The sequence below is a fragment of the Streptomyces sp. NPDC005706 genome (assembly GCF_040631045.1).
In the GTDB taxonomy this organism is placed as follows: domain Bacteria; phylum Actinomycetota; class Actinomycetes; order Streptomycetales; family Streptomycetaceae; genus Streptomyces.
This window is the reverse complement of record NZ_JBEXYS010000024.1, coordinates 83,990-98,144: the sequence shown is the minus strand read 5'-3', so window position 1 is coordinate 98,144 and position 14,155 is coordinate 83,990. Positions and strand designations below refer to the sequence as shown.

General features: G+C 72.5%; 10 protein-coding genes. 5 read left to right on the top strand and 5 right to left on the bottom strand.

Annotated elements, in window-relative coordinates; translation table 11 throughout:
• Positions 1–361 precede the first annotated feature (361 nt).
• From ABZ478_RS29250 to ABZ478_RS29240, 3 genes are read right to left on the bottom strand one after another with little or no spacing between them, the layout of a single operon-like run.
• On the bottom strand, positions 362–1,393 hold the full coding sequence (locus ABZ478_RS29250; RefSeq protein WP_359553839.1) for a TolB-like translocation protein: 1,032 nt from the start codon (positions 1,391–1,393) through the stop codon (positions 362–364).
• Complete coding sequence (locus ABZ478_RS29245) at positions 1,390–2,688, bottom strand: MFS transporter (protein ID WP_359553838.1); 1,299 nt, start codon at positions 2,686–2,688, stop codon at positions 1,390–1,392. The genes ABZ478_RS29250 and ABZ478_RS29245 overlap by 4 nt, the downstream gene beginning before the upstream one ends.
• 1 nt (position 2,689) lies before the next feature.
• Positions 2,690–3,577, bottom strand: a complete 888-nt coding sequence (locus ABZ478_RS29240; RefSeq protein WP_359553837.1) for an alkaline phosphatase family protein — start codon at positions 3,575–3,577, stop codon at positions 2,690–2,692.
• A gap of 150 nt (positions 3,578–3,727) precedes the next feature.
• On the opposite strand from ABZ478_RS29240, the gene ABZ478_RS29235 reads away from it, so the two are divergent.
• Both ABZ478_RS29235 and ABZ478_RS29230 read left to right on the top strand, forming a co-directional pair.
• Positions 3,728–4,615, top strand: a complete 888-nt coding sequence (locus tag ABZ478_RS29235) for a DUF72 domain-containing protein (protein WP_359553836.1) — start codon at positions 3,728–3,730, stop codon at positions 4,613–4,615.
• Positions 4,616–5,234: 619 nt separating this feature from the next.
• Positions 5,235–8,237: a bifunctional [glutamine synthetase] adenylyltransferase/[glutamine synthetase]-adenylyl-L-tyrosine phosphorylase gene (locus ABZ478_RS29230; RefSeq protein WP_359553835.1), complete on the top strand. Its 3,003-nt coding sequence runs from the start codon at positions 5,235–5,237 to the stop codon at positions 8,235–8,237.
• Here ABZ478_RS29230 and ABZ478_RS29225 read toward each other — a convergent pair.
• Positions 8,219–9,079: a phosphatase PAP2 family protein gene (locus tag ABZ478_RS29225; RefSeq protein ID WP_359553834.1), complete on the bottom strand. Its 861-nt coding sequence runs from the start codon at positions 9,077–9,079 to the stop codon at positions 8,219–8,221. The two genes, ABZ478_RS29230 and ABZ478_RS29225, sit on opposite strands and share 19 nt — an antisense overlap.
• 132 nt (positions 9,080–9,211) lie before the next feature.
• Positions 9,212–10,246, bottom strand: a complete 1,035-nt coding sequence (locus ABZ478_RS29220) for a LacI family DNA-binding transcriptional regulator (RefSeq protein ID WP_359553832.1) — start codon at positions 10,244–10,246, stop codon at positions 9,212–9,214.
• Positions 10,247–10,692: 446 nt separating this feature from the next.
• Between ABZ478_RS29220 and ABZ478_RS29215 the strand changes: the two genes are divergently transcribed.
• The 3 genes from ABZ478_RS29215 (at position 10,693) to ABZ478_RS29205 (ending at position 14,003) form a co-directional block, all read left to right on the top strand.
• Entirely contained in the window at positions 10,693–11,964 is a 1,272-nt protein-coding gene (locus tag ABZ478_RS29215) for an extracellular solute-binding protein (protein ID WP_359553831.1), read from the top strand.
• 100 nt (positions 11,965–12,064) lie between these two features.
• On the top strand, positions 12,065–13,069 hold the full coding sequence (locus ABZ478_RS29210) for a sugar ABC transporter permease (RefSeq protein ID WP_359553829.1): 1,005 nt from the start codon (positions 12,065–12,067) through the stop codon (positions 13,067–13,069).
• 13 nt (positions 13,070–13,082) lie between these two features.
• Complete coding sequence (locus ABZ478_RS29205; protein ID WP_359553827.1) at positions 13,083–14,003, top strand: ABC transporter permease subunit; 921 nt, start codon at positions 13,083–13,085, stop codon at positions 14,001–14,003.
• The last annotated feature ends 152 nt before the right edge of the window (positions 14,004–14,155 follow it).

The window sequence follows — 14,155 nt, the reverse complement described above, 5'->3', positions numbered from 1 at the left end:
GTGGCGGCACGGCGGCCCCCGGATATGCCGCCTGCGAGCTCGCGGCGTCCTGCAGCAGATAGGTGAGTTCCTCGACCGGGTCCCAGCTCTCCTCCAGGGGTGCCGTCGAATAGAAATCCGCGTATTCGTTGTTCACGGAAAAGATTCGCCCCCGTCAGCCGGCCGCGTGGCAGCCGGAGCGTCCCTGGTCGTTCCGGCGCCGGCCGAGGTCCCCCTGGGCCGCTTCGAGCACCCTCAAGCGCCTTGCGTTCGTCATATTCCGCTAACGCCACCGAACTCCTCCGGATGCGCGGCATTCGAGTGAGTCTGGACCGGATGGGGCATGCGCGACGTCATTTGTGATGAAGAGTCGAATACTCCGTTAAGAAGTCGTTCGACCCGGAAAAGCGGGGGACAGGCCCGCCGTCAGCAGGCGCCGTGCGGTGCCGGTCCCGTCCGCCGGGACCGTGTAGAGGTCGGCCCCGTAGTCACCCGGCAGCGCGTACACCACCGTGTGGTCGTCCCGCCACAGCGCCTGGTCGTCCACGCTCCGGGTCTCCGCCAGCGGCGTCTCGCGCATCGTGCGCAGGTCCAGGACGTACAGGCGCCAGGGGGCGTCCTCGGGCAGGCCCTTCACCCGCTTCTTGTAGGCGACGCGGGTGCCGTCGGGGGAGAGGGACGGGCACTCGACGTTGCCGTGCAGGGTGGTCACCGTGCGGGTGCGCAGATCGCCGCGCACCAGGTAGGTGCTGCCCCCGGTCGCCAGCGTCGCGTAGAACGTGCGGTCGTCGGCGGCGAACGTCACGCCCCAGAAGTTCACGTCGGCCGCCCGGTGGCGGCGCCCGTCCTTGACGATCCGGAAGGACTCCAGGGTCGGGATCAGCCTGCCGGTACGGGTGTCGACGATCGCCGCCCGGGTGGAGAAGTCGGTGCCCGCGTACGAGTCGCCGCCCACGAACGCCGTCCAGGCGGCGAAGTGCCCGGTGGGGGAGACCCGGGCCCGGGACGGGATGCCGGGGACGTCGTAGCGGGCGCGTTCCTTCAGGCGCGCGTCCAGGATCAGCGCGCGGTAGGTGTCCGAGACCGGGCCGTGCACGGCCTGCAGGCAGACCCCGGTGCCGGCGGCGGCGTGGAACCGCAGGCACTTGACGCCCGAGGCGGTGCGCGGCCCGGACGGGGCGGCGGCCGGGACCGTGGTCAGCTCGTCGCGGTGCGGACCCCACGCCATGTTCCGGAACACCATCCGGCCGTGCCCCGTCAGCGTCACCGGGCCGGGGGCCACGGCCGGGCCGCCGGCCCGCGTGCGGTCGCGGCGGTCCGCCCGCGCCGACGCGTGCAGCACGGACGCCAGGGCGACCGCCGCCAGCACCGCGACGGCCGTGAGCAGGATCAGGATGCGGGTGCGTGCGGTCATGCGGTCGAGGTGCCTTCCGGTGTGCCCGGGACGCGGGGTGTGCTCCCGGGACGCAGGGTGAGGGAGAACGCCGCGCACCCGGCCAGCGCGACCGTCGCCCCGGCCAGTGCCGCGCGGTCGCCCCACACCGTCCAGGCCGCGCCGAACAGCAGCGAGCAGGCGAAGCGGGCCAGCGCCTGCCCGGTCTGCACCACCGCAAGGCCCGAGGAGCGCAGCGCCTCGGGCACGCCGTCCGAGGCCGCCGCCATCAGCACCCCGTCGGTGGCCGCGTAGAAGGCGCCGTGCAGGGCCAGGACGAGGTACGGCAGGGCGGTGCCGTGCCAGGAGGTGAGCAGCAGGGCGTAGCAGAGGAGCAGGGCCGCGTGGCCGGCCAGGAAGACCGCCCAGCGGCCCACCCGGTCCGCCAGCCGGCCCAGCGCCATCGCCAGCAGCAGGAACGCGGCGGCCGTGCCGAGCGGCAGCAGCGCGAACCAGCGGTCGGGCACGCCGAGACGGCGCTGCAGCAGCAGGTAGACGAAGGAGTCGCTGACCGTGGCCAGGCCCAGCAGCAGCGCGCAGACCGTGACGCGGCGCAGGTCGCGGCGGCGCAGCAGGCCCAGCGCCGCGCGCACCGTGGGGCGTTCGGCGGGGGCCGGGGCCGGTCCCGCGGGGCCGCCGCCCGGCACGAACAGCACGAGCACCACCACCCCGGTCACCGCCACGCAGAAACTGACCGTGAAGACCGCGTCGTAGCCGTCCACCGTGGCCCGCAGGATCAGGAAGGCCGCGAGCGGGCCGAGCAGGGCGCCCGCGGTGTCCATCGCGCGGTGCACCCCGAACGCCCGGCCGCGTGTCTCCGGCGTGCTGGACAGCGAGATCAGCGCGTCCCGGGGAGCCGTGCGCAGGCCCTTGCCGGTGCGGTCGGCGGCCAGGACGATTCCGATCGGCGTGAGCGAGTGCGCCACCAGCAGCAGGGGCTTGCACAGCGCCGAGACGCCGTAGCCCAGCCCCGCCACCCACTTGTGCCGGCCGCCGCCCCGGTCGGCCAGGTGCCCGCCCACCAGCCGTACGAGGGCGGAGAAGCCGTTGTGGACGCCGTCGAGCAGGCCGAAGCCCAGCGGGGACAGGCCGAGCCCGGCCACCAGGTACAGCGGCAGCACCGCCGTGACCATCTCCGACGACACGTCGGTGACCAGGCTGACCGTGCCGAGGGCGAGCACCGTGGGGGCGACCGCGGCACGGCGCCGCCCGGCCACGGGCCGGACGGCGCCTTCCGCGGACGCCGGCGTACCGGCGCGGCTGTCCGCTACGTACACGTCAGGACGCCCAGACGCCGGTGATGTCCTTGGCGGCGGCCGCGTTGCCCGCGTGCGTGCTCAGGCCCTGGGTGTCCTCCAGGGTGCGCAGCAGGTCGTAGTGGTTGTAGGTGGTGGCGGACGACGAGCCGGGCGTGACCGGCTGTCCGTACAGGACCGTCGGGATGCGGTTGCCGCTGAGCCGGTTGTCCTCGTCGAAGGTGACGACGAGCAGGCTGTTGTGGGTCTTGGCCCAAGTCGCGTACGCGCCCAGGTTGTTCTGCAGCCAGGTGTCACCGCTCGACACCGAGCAGTCGTGCATGTCGCTGCACAGGTTGGGGACCACGAAGGAGAGCTGGGGCAGCGTCGAGTAGTCCGCCGGGAACTGCGCGAAGGTCTTCGCGCTGGACGTCGGCACGTTGCCGAAGCCGAACCACGGGTTGTGCTTGCGGGCGTACTTGCCGCTGCTGCACGTGGTCGAACCCTGGCCGGGCAGCGTCTCGTTGTAGCTGGCCCAGCTGCGGCCGGCGGCGATCATCTCCGAGGCCAGGTTCGGCGCGGACGAGAAGCCCGGGGTGTAGCAGCTGTCGTCCGTGACGCCCTGCGTCGAACCGGAGAACAGGGCGAAGTAGTTGGGCTGGCTCGGGTGGGTCTCGGCGTACGCCTGGCTCAGGTTGGCGCCGCCGGACTTGAGCGAGTTGATGTACGGGGCGCTGGAGGACCCGATGACCTGGCTGTAGGCGTGGTTCTCGAAGACCACGACGACCACGTGGTCCGGGCTCGGCACGGCGCCCGCGGCATGCGCGGACTCACCGCCGAGCCCGGTCCACAGACCGATCGCGGCCGCGGCGAGCGCGGTCGCCGAGGCCACGAGCGTACGGGCGCGGCGGTACACGGGACTGCCGGACACATCAACCTCCGGGAGGGGGTACGGGGCTGGCGGTGCGGACAGAGCATGCACACGCCAATATGCCCGTGGCCCACAGGCCCGAACCCCGCGGATGAAGAGCGGGTGAACTGCTGGGTGCCGGTCCCGTCCGGGCCGGGTACCCACGGGCCCATGGCGCGGATTCTCGTGGGTACTTGCGGCTGGACCGACCGGGCACTGATGACGAGCGGCTGGTACCCGCGCGGCCACCGGGACACCGAGGGCCGCCTGCGGTACTACGCCGGCCGCTTCCCCGTGGTGGAGGCCGACTCGCCCTACTACGCGCTTCCGAGCCCCGGCACCACCCGGCTGTGGGCGGAGCGCACCCCGGCCGGATTCCGCTTCGACGTCAAGGCGCACTCGCTCCTCACCGGCCACCCCACCCGCCCGGCGGCACTCCCCGCCGACCTGCGGGACCGCGCCCGGGACGACGGCCTGCTGGACGAGGTGTGGGCCCGCTACGCCGAGGCGCTGGAGCCGCTGCGCGAGTCCGGCCGCCTCGGCACCCTGCTCTTCCAGTTCCCGCCCTCCCTGGCCCCGGGCCCGCGGGCCGAGGCGTTCGTCCGCGGCTGCCGCGAACGGGCCCGCGACTGGCCCTTCGCCGTCGAGTTCCGGGATCCGGCCTGGTGGCGGGCCGGCCAGGAGCGCGCCACGACCGCTCTGCTCGCCGGCCTGGACGCCACCGCCGTCGCCGTCGACACGGCGCAGGGCCTGCCCACCTCCATGCCCCCGGTCGCGCCGGTGACCACCGGCCGCCTGTCGGTCGTCCGTTTCCACGGCCGCAGCCCGCACTGGGGCACCGGCGGCAAGGAGGACCGCTTCCGGCACGGCTACACGGAACGGGAGCTGGCCGGCTGGCTGCCCCGCGTCCGCGAACTCGCGGCCCGCACCGACGAGGTGCACCTGCTGTTCAACAACTGCTGCGCGGACGCGGCGGCGCGGGCGGCGGAGACCATGCGGGGCCTGCTGGACGTCACGGTGCCACGCCAGGCGGGCCACTCCTGCCGCGAGCCGATCTGAGCGATCGGCTCAGCCGGACGGCCCCCGCCCGCCCCGCCCCGCCCCGCCGCGGCCGCGCCGGGCACGGCGATCCACACGCTCGGACGGGCGGGCCCCGGCCCCGCCGCTCCGGGCCGGAGCCCGCCGGCGGCCGGGCCCGCCCGACAGCCGGCGTGAGCGAGCCGGTGATGGGAGCCGGTGACGCCCCCCCACCCTCCACCACCCCGTAACGACCCGCGCGCCGGCGCCGCCACGGGCACGGGGTCGGCCCGGATACGGCGTCGCCACAGGCACGGTTTCGGCACGGCGTCGCCACGGGCACGGCGTCGCCGCGGGCACGGTGTCGGCCCGGATACGGCGTCGCCCCGGGCACGGCGTCGGCCTGGGCACGGCGTCGCCACGGGCACGGCGTCGCCGCGGGCACGGTGTCGGCCCCACGCACACGGGCCGCCACCAGGACCCGGGTGGAGGGCGCCCCCGTCCGGTACCTGCGAGTCCCCCGCGTCGCAGGCCCCCGCCACCGAAGGCACGCCCGCCCGGTCGCCGCGGGCGTCCCCGCCATCGGGATCAGGCGGCCCCGGCCCCACTGCGGTTAGGCTCGGCGCAGGACGAGGTGGACTGATCGCAGGGGAGGCCGGGCATGACGCCGGGGCGCAGGAGCAGTACCTTCACGCGGCTGCTGCGGCACGGCTTCACCGACCCGTCCGACGCCGAACGCCTCCTGGACGGTGCCGAGCTGGCCCCGGTGCGCGACGACCCGGTGCTGCTGGAGGCCCTCGGCGCCACCGCCGACCCCGACCTCGCCCTGCACGGACTGGTCCGGCTCCTGGAGGCGCAGCCCTCCCCGACCGCCCGCCGCGAGCTGCTGGACACCCTGACCGCGGCCAAGCCGCTGCGCGACCGCCTGCTCGGTGTCCTCGGCGCCTCCGCCGCCCTCGCCGACCACCTCGCCCGGCACGCCGGTGACTGGCAGGCGCTGGTCACCTACGAGCCCCGGGACCTGCACCGCGGGGTGGAGGAGTTCGAGCGGGGCCTCGCGGAGGCCACCGACCCCGTCTCCCTCCGGGTGGCCTACCGCCGCTGTCTGCTCTCCATCGCCGCCCGGGACGTCTGCGGCACCATCGACGTCGCCGACACCGCCGCCGAGCTGGCCGACCTCGCCACCGCCACGCTGCGCGCCGCCCTCTCCCAGGCCCGGAAGGCCGCCCCGGAGGACGCCGCCGCCTGCCGCCTCGCGGTGATCGCGATGGGCAAGTGCGGCGGCCACGAGCTGAACTACGTCTCCGACGTGGACGTGATCTTCGTGGCCGAGGCGGCCGACGGCGCGGACGAGGACAAGGCGCTCAGATCCGCCACCAAGCTCGCCTCGCACATGATGCGGATCTGCTCGGAGACCACCGTCGAGGGCTCCATCTGGCCCGTCGACGCCAACCTCCGCCCCGAGGGCCGCAACGGCCCCCTGGTGCGCACCCTCAGCAGCCACCTCGCCTACTACCAGCGCTGGGCCAAGACCTGGGAGTTCCAGGCCCTGCTCAAGGGCCGCCCGGTCGCCGGTGACGCCGAGCTGGGCAAGGCCTACGCCGACGCCCTCCGCCCCCTGGTCTGGCAGGCCGCCGAGCGGGAGAACTTCGTCGCCGACGTGCAGCGGATGCGCCGCCGGGTCATCGAGAACATCCCCGCCGCCGAGCTCGACCGCCAGCTCAAGCTCGGCCCGGGCGGGCTGCGGGACGTCGAGTTCGCCGTACAGCTCCTGCAGCTCGTGCACGGCCGCACCGACTCCGCCCTGCGCAGCGGCACCACCCTGGACGCCCTGCGGGCCCTCGCGGCCGGCGGCTACGTGGGCCGCGAGGACGCCGCCCGCCTCGACGAGGCCTACCGCTTCCTGCGCTCCATGGAGCACCGCATCCAGCTCTACCGGCTGCGCCGCACCCACCTCGTCCCCGAGGCGGAGGCCGACCTGCGCCGCCTCGGCCGCTCGCTGGGCCTGCGCACCGACCCGGTGGCCGGACTGCAGCGCGAGTGGAAGCGGCACGCCGGCGTCGTACGGCGGCTGCACGAGAAGCTCTTCTACCGCCCGCTGCTCGACGCGGTCGCCCAGCTCGCGCCCGGCGAGGTCCGGCTCAGCGCCGAGGCGGCCCGCGAGCGCCTGGTCGCCCTCGGCTACGCCGACCCGGCCGCCGCCCTGCGCCACCTGGAGGCCCTCGCGTCCGGAGTGACTCGCAAGGCCGCCATCCAGCGCACCCTGCTGCCCGTCCTGCTCGGCTGGTTCGCCGACTCCGCCGACCCGGACGCCGGCCTGCTCAACTTCCGCAAGGTCTCCGACGCGCTCGGCAAGACCCCCTGGTACTTGCGGCTCCTGCGCGACGAGGGCGCGGCCGCCGAGAACCTGGCCCGCGTCCTGTCCGCCGGCCGCCTCGCCCCCGACCTGCTGATGCGCGCCCCCGAGGCGGTGGCGCTGCTCGGCGACGGCGACCGCGGCGCGGGCCTGGAGCCCCGCGAGCGCGGCCAGCTCGAGCAGGAGGTGCTCGCCGCCGTGCGCCGCGCGGAGAACGCCGCCCAGGGCGTCACCGCGGCCCGCGGCGTCCGCCGCCGCGAGCTGTTCCGCACCGCCGCCGCGGACATCGTCGGCTCCTACGGCACCGAGACCAGCCCCGCCGAGGCCGACCAGGGCGCCCTGGTGGACCGGGTCGGCGCCGCCGTCTCCGACCTGACCGCCGCCACCCTCGCCGGCACCCTGCGCGCGGTGGTCCGCGAGGGCTGGGGCGACACCCTGCCGACCCGGTTCGCGATCATCGCCATGGGCCGCTTCGGCGGGAACGAACTGGGCTACGGCTCCGACGCCGACGTGCTCTTCGTGCACGAACCGCAGGACGGCGTCGCCGAGCAGGAGGCCGCGGCGGCCGCCAACAAGGTCGTCGCCGAGATGCGCCGGCTGCTGCAGCTCCCGAGCGCCGACCCGCCGCTGCTCATCGACGCCGGCCTGCGCCCCGAGGGCAAGTCCGGACCGCTGGTACGCACCCTGAAGTCGTACGAGGCCTACTACCGCCGCTGGTCGCTGGTCTGGGAGTCGCAGGCGCTGCTGCGGGCCGAGCCGGTCGCCGGGGACGCCGATCTCGGGCGCCGCTTCACCGAGCTGATCGACCCGCTGCGCTACCCGCACGCGGGGCTCGGCGAGGACGCGGTCCGGGAGATCCGCCGGCTCAAGGCCCGCATGGAGTCGGAGCGGCTCCCGCGCGGCGCCGACCCCAAGCTGCACACCAAGCTCGGCCCCGGCGGCCTGTCCGACGTCGAGTGGACCGTGCAACTGCTCCAGCTCCGCCACGGCGCCCACGAGCCCCGTCTGCGCACCACCCGCACCCGAGCCGCCCTGGCCGCCGCCCGGGAGACCGGGCTGCTCTCCGCCGAGGACACCGCCGTACTGGACGAGGCATGGGTGCTGGCCACCCGGGTGCGCAACGCGGTCATGCTGGTCCGCGGCCGGGCCGGCGACACCTTCCCCACCGAGCCGCGCGAACTGGCCGCCGTCGGCCGCTACCTCGGCTACGGCTCCGGGCACGCAGGGGACATGCTGGACGCGTACCGCCGCACCACCCGCAGGGCGCGCACGGTCGTGGAGCAGCAGTTCTACGCGGACGGCGCCTGAGCCCGCGCGGCGGCCCGCGACGGCACCAGCCTCGGCAGCCCGTACGGCAGGCTGCCGTACCAGAGCCGGGCCACCGCGAAGCCGAGGGCCAGGCACACGGCCCCGCCCACCGCGTCCAGCCAGAAGTGGTTGGCGGTGGCGACGATCACCAGCAGGGTCGCCGCCGGATACACCAGTCCCAGCACCCGCACCCACGGCACCGACGCCAGCGCGAAGACCGTCAGACCGCACCACAGCGACCAGCCGATGTGCATCGAGGGCATCGCCGCGTACTGGTTCGACATGTGCTTCAGGTCGCCCGAGGCCATCGAACCCCAGGTGTGGTGCACCATCACGGTGTCGACGAAGCGCCCGCCGTTCATCAGCCGGGGCGGGGCCAGCGGGAACAGGTAGTAGCCGGCCAGGGCCGCACCCGTGGTCGCGAACAGCGCCGTCCGGGTCGCCGAGTAGCGCCCGGGATGCCAGCGGTAGAGCCACACCAGGACCCCGATGGTGATCACGAAGTGCAGCGTGGCGTAGTAGTAGTTCATCCCGACGATCAGCCAAGTGACCGTGTTGACGGCATGGTTGACATACTGCTCGACGGCGATGCCCGCCTGGTGCTCGGCCCGCCAGACCCAGTCGGCGTTGCGCAGCGCCTGCGCCCGCTGCTCCGGGACCGCGTTGCGGACCAGTGAGTACGTCCAGTAACTCACCGCGATCAGCAGGATCTCGAACCACAGCCGGGGCCGGCGCGGGCCGCGCGGACGGTACCGCGGACCCTGCCCGTCCTCGCCCGTGACGGCCCGCGGAACGGCCGCGTCCTCGCGGCCTTCCGGATCTGTCACGGCCGAGTCGCTCATGGTCACGCAGTCTGCCAGAAAAGACATCTCCGACAGATCATCCCAAGCCCGGTTCGGGGCCGCACGTTCTACGGCGCGCGCGGGGCTCCCGTCCGCGGTCCCGGGCGGGCCGCCAGGCGTGCTCGCACCGGCTCAGCCGCGGGCGCGGTCCCCCGGGGCCGAGGCGGTCGAACCGCGCACCACCAGCTCGGGCATGAACACGAACTCGCTGTGCGGCGCGGGCGTGCCGCCGATGTCCTCCAGCAGCGTGCGCACGGCCGCCTGCCCCATCGCCGGGACCGGCTTGCGGACCGTGGTCAGCGGCGGGTCGGTGAACGCGATCAGCGGGGAGTCGTCGAAGCCCACCACCGAGATGTCCCGCGGCACCTCCAGGCCGAGCTGCCGGGCGGCCCGTATCGCGCCGAGCGCCATCATGTCGCTCGCGCAGACCACCGCCGTGCAGTCCCGCCCGATCAGCGCGGTCGCGGCCGCCTGGCCGCCCTCCAGGGTGTACAGCGAGTGCTGGATCAGCTCGGTCTCCACCGTCTGCGCGGGGAGCCCGAGCTGCTCCTGCACCGCCCGTACAAAGCCCTCGATCTTGCGCTGCACCGGCACGAACCGCTTCGGGCCGAGCGCCAGCCCGATCCGGGTGTGGCCCAGCGACGCCAGGTGCGTCACCGCCAGCGACATCGCGGCCCGGTCGTCCGGCGAGATGAAGGGTGCCTGGACCTTCGGCGAGAACCCGTCCACCAGCACGAACGGGACGCCCTGCGCCCGCAGCCGCTCGTAGCGCTGCATGTCGGCGGTGGTGTCCGCGTGCAGCCCCGAGACGTAGATGATCCCGGCCACCCCGCGGTCCACGAGCATCTCGGTCAGCTCGTCCTCCGTCGACCCGCCCGGGGTCTGGGTGGCGAGCACCGGGGTGTAGCCCTGCCGGGTCAGCGCCTGGCCGATGACCTGGGCCAGGGCCGGGAATATCGGGTTCTCCAGCTCAGGGGTGATCAGCCCCACGAGCCCCTCGCTGCGCTGCCGCAGCCGCACCGGACGCTCGTAGCCGAGCACGTCCAGCGCGGCCAGCACGGACTGGCGGGTGGTGGCGGCGACGCCGGGCTTGCCGTTGAGAACGCGGCTGACGGTCGCTTCGCTCACCCCCGCCTGCGCAGCGATGTCCGCAAGCCTTGTGGTCACGCCACCGGACTGTACCGGCCGGACCCCGCCTTGCACACCGACGGGACGCCGTGCGCGGGCGGCTGATCGGCCTGCCGTGGATTGCTGCCTCATCGCGCTCCTCGTCTTCGCGGTCCCTTGTGAGGTCCTTGTCGAGCCGGTGTCCGCTCGCAAGGGATGATTCCGGCGACGGAGGCGGATGGCAAGGCCTTGCAGAGTCTTGCACAAGTGTCCGTCAACCCGTGTACCGGCGGTGGATCAGGGTTTCGGTGGGATCTGGCGCAGGTCACGGCGAGGTAACCGTCGTGTTCTCTTGCACTTTTTTGCTGCAAGGTCTTTCGCGGGGCTTTCAACGCTGTTACGTTCCTGGTCGCCCGGCCGCCGCAACGGCGCAGTCGGCAAGACAGCAGGGCCGGCGGACGGGGCCGCCCCTGCATCACACGGGCTTTAACCCTCAAGGAGAACTCATGCGGCGTGGCATAGCGGCCTCCGCGCTGGTGGCGTCCTTCGCCCTGGCGGCGACGGCGTGCGGCGGTGGCGACAGCGACAGCAAGTCGGACGGCCCGGTCACCATCACCTGGTGGGACACCTCCAACGCCACCAACGAGGCACCGACGTACAAGGCCTTGGTTCAGCAGTTCGAGGCCGCCAACAAGGACGTCAAGGTCAAGTACGTCAACGTGCCCTTCGACCAGGCGCAGAACAAGTTCGACACCGCCGCCGGCTCCAAGGGCGCCCCGGACGTGCTGCGCTCCGAGGTCGGCTGGACCCCGGCCTTCTCCAAGAAGAGCTACTTCCTGCCGCTGGACGGCACGGACGCCCTGGCCGACCAGGCCAAGTTCGAGCCGAACCTGATCAAGCAGGCCCAGTACCAGGGCAAGACCTACGGCGTGCCGCTGGTCACCGACACCCTCGCCCTGGTCTACAACAAGGCCCTCTTCAAGAAGGCCGGCATCACCGAGGCCCCCAAGACCTGGGACGAGCTGAAGTCCGACGCCGCCAAGGTCCAGGCCAAGGCGGGCGTGCCCGGCTACTGGGGCTCCACCCAGGCCTACTACGCCCAGTCCTTCCTGTACGGCGAGGGCACCGACACCGTCGACGCCGCCGCCAAGAAGGTCACGGTGAACTCGGCCGCCGCCAAGAAGGCCTACGGCACCTGGCTGAGCCTGTTCTCCGGCAAGGGTCTGCACAAGGCCGACACCACCGCCGACGCCTACGCCCACATCCAGGACGCGTTCGTCAACGGCAAGGTCGCCGCGATCATCCAGGGCCCCTGGGAGATCACGAACTTCTACAAGGGCAGCGCCTTCAAGGACAAGTCCAACCTCGGCATCGCCACCGTCCCGGCCGGCTCGGCCGGCAAGGCGGGCGCCCCGACCGGCGGCCACAACCTCTCGGTCTACGCCGGCTCCGACAAGGCCCACCAGGCCGCGGCGCTGAAGTTCGTCAACTTCATGACCTCGGCGAAGTCCCAGGAGACCATCGCCCTGAAGAACTCCACCCTGCCGACCCGCGGTGACGCCTACACCGCCCAGGTCAAGGCCGACCCCGGCATCGCCGGCTACCAGGGCGTCCTCTCCGCCGCCCAGCCCCGTCCGGCGCTGCCCGAGTACAGCTCCCTGTGGGGTCCGCTGGACACCGAGCTGCCCAAGATCGCGGGTGGCAAGGAGTCGCTGGACAAGGGCCTGAGCAACGCCGAGCTGGCCGTCGCCAAGCTGGTGCCCGACTTCAGCAAGTGAGCCCGGGTGGCCGCCGGATCCTCTCCTTGAAGGGGGGAAGGATCCGGCGGCCACCGCCCTGTGCCCGGCCCAACCCTGATCTTCCAGAAGGTGTCGAACCATGACAGTCGCCATCGACCGCGCGACCGGCAAGCGCCGCGGTGACCGCGCGCCTCGGCCCGGGCTGGGCCGGCGCATCAAGAGTGGCTACCAGAAGCACTGGTACGCGTACGCGATGATCGCCCCGGTGGCGGTCGTGCTGGGCGCGCTGGTGATCTACCCGCTGGTGTACGGCCTGTACCTGACGCTCACCGACGCCAACAGCCTGAACACCGCCCGCACCATCGGCGTCAACCACATCGACGCCACCTACAAGTTCATCGGGCTCGACAACTACAAGGACATCCTGTTCGGCCCGACGTCGTACGACCGCTTCTGGTCGCACTTCATCTGGACGATCGCCTGGACCGCCCTCTGCGTCGCGCTGCACTACTGCATCGGCCTCGGCCTCGCCCTGCTGCTCAACCAGAAGCTGCGCGGCCGCACCTTCTACCGGCTGATCCTCATCCTGCCGTGGGCCGTGCCCACCTTCGTCACCGTCTTCGGCTGGCGCTTCATGCTCGCCGACGGAGGCATCATCAACTCGGCGCTCGACGCGCTGCACCTGCCGGCCCCGCTGTGGCTGGAGGACACCTTCTGGCAGCGGTTCGCCGCCATCATGGTCAACACCTGGTGCGGTGTGCCCTTCATGATGGTCTCCCTGCTCGGCGGCCTGCAGTCCATCGACTCCTCGCTCTACGAGGCGGCCGAGATGGACGGCGCTAACGCCTGGCAGCGCTTCCGCTTCGTCACCCTTCCGGGCCTGCGGTCGGTCAGCTCCACCGTCGTCCTGCTGGGCATCATCTGGACGTTCAACCAGTTCGCGGTCATCTTCCTGCTCTTCGGCAACACCGCCCCGGACGCACAGATCCTCGTCACCTGGGCCTACTACCTGGGCTTCGGACAGCAGCCGCGTGACTTCGCGCAGTCGGCCGCCTACGGCATCCTGCTGCTGGCCATTCTGATCGTCTTCACCTCGTTCTACCGCCGCTGGCTGAACCGCAACGAGCAGCAGCTCGCGATCTGAGGCAGGAGTCCCCATGAGCACCACGACACCTCCCGAGGCCACCGCCCAGAAGCCGGTGACCCCCCAGGTCCTCGAGGCCCTGAACCGTGGCCCGGCGCCCCGCCGGGGCAAGCGCCGCCCCCTGGCCTCCCTCGCCTCCCACGGCATCCTCACCGTCGCGAGCCTGATCGCCCTGTTCCCGATCGCCTGGCTGGTCTACCTCTCCCTCGGACCGGACAAGGACGACTACCTGCACCCGGGCGGCATCTGGCACAAGATGACGTTCAGCAACTACTCGTTCGTCCTGCAGCACACCGGCTTCTTCGACTGGATGAAGAGCTCGCTGATCGTCTCGCTGGGCACCACCGTCATCGGCGTCTTCGTCGCGGCCACCACCGGCTACGCCGTTTCCCGGATGCGCTTCCCCGGCTACAAGAAGTTCATGTGGGTGCTGCTGGTCACCCAGATGTTCCCGATCGCCGTGCTCATCGTGCCGATGTACCAGATCCTGTCGGACCTGCAGCTCATCGACAGCTACCTGGGCCTGGTCCTGGTCTACTGCTCGACCGCGGTGCCCTACAGCGCCTGGCTGCTCAAGGGCTACTTCGACACGATCCCGTTCGAGATCGACGAGGCGGGACGGGTCGACGGCCTCACCCCGTTCGGCACCTTCTTCCGGCTGATCCTGCCGCTCGCCAAGCCGGGCCTGGCGGTCGCCGCCTTCTACAACTTCATCACCGCGTTCGGTGAGGTCGCCTTCGCCTCGACGTTCATGCTCGACGACAGCAAGTACACCTTCGCCGTCGGTCTGCAGAGCTTCGTCAGCGAACACGACGCCCAGCGCAACCTGATGGCGGCCACCGCCGTGCTGGTCGCGATACCCGTGTCCGCGTTCTTCTACCTCGTGCAGAAGAACCTCGTCACCGGCCTCACCGCCGGCGGCACCAAGGGCTGACGCCCGCCGGAGCAAAGCTCCCGCGCGCCGCGAGGCGCGCGGGTAGGCGGCCGCGGTGTCCATCCGACCCCGCCGGCACCGCGGCCGCCTCGCAAGCACCGGCCACCGCCGCCGTACATACGCCCATCACTGACCCTTCCCCCGCGCCCGGC

What these genes read in the sequence shown, in the direction of transcription:
- ABZ478_RS29250 (WP_359553839.1), bottom strand. Translation starts at nt 1,393, where the DNA reads ATGACCGCACGCACCCGCATCCTGATCCTGCTCACGGCCGTCGCGGTG.
- ABZ478_RS29235 (WP_359553836.1), top strand. Translation starts at nt 3,728, where the DNA reads ATGGCGCGGATTCTCGTGGGTACTTGCGGCTGGACCGACCGGGCACTG.
- ABZ478_RS29230 (WP_359553835.1), top strand. Translation starts at nt 5,235, where the DNA reads ATGACGCCGGGGCGCAGGAGCAGTACCTTCACGCGGCTGCTGCGGCAC.
- ABZ478_RS29225 (WP_359553834.1), bottom strand. Translation starts at nt 9,079, where the DNA reads ATGAGCGACTCGGCCGTGACAGATCCGGAAGGCCGCGAGGACGCGGCC.
- ABZ478_RS29215 (WP_359553831.1), top strand. Translation starts at nt 10,693, where the DNA reads ATGCGGCGTGGCATAGCGGCCTCCGCGCTGGTGGCGTCCTTCGCCCTG.
- ABZ478_RS29210 (WP_359553829.1), top strand. Translation starts at nt 12,065, where the DNA reads ATGACAGTCGCCATCGACCGCGCGACCGGCAAGCGCCGCGGTGACCGC.
- ABZ478_RS29205 (WP_359553827.1), top strand. Translation starts at nt 13,083, where the DNA reads ATGAGCACCACGACACCTCCCGAGGCCACCGCCCAGAAGCCGGTGACC.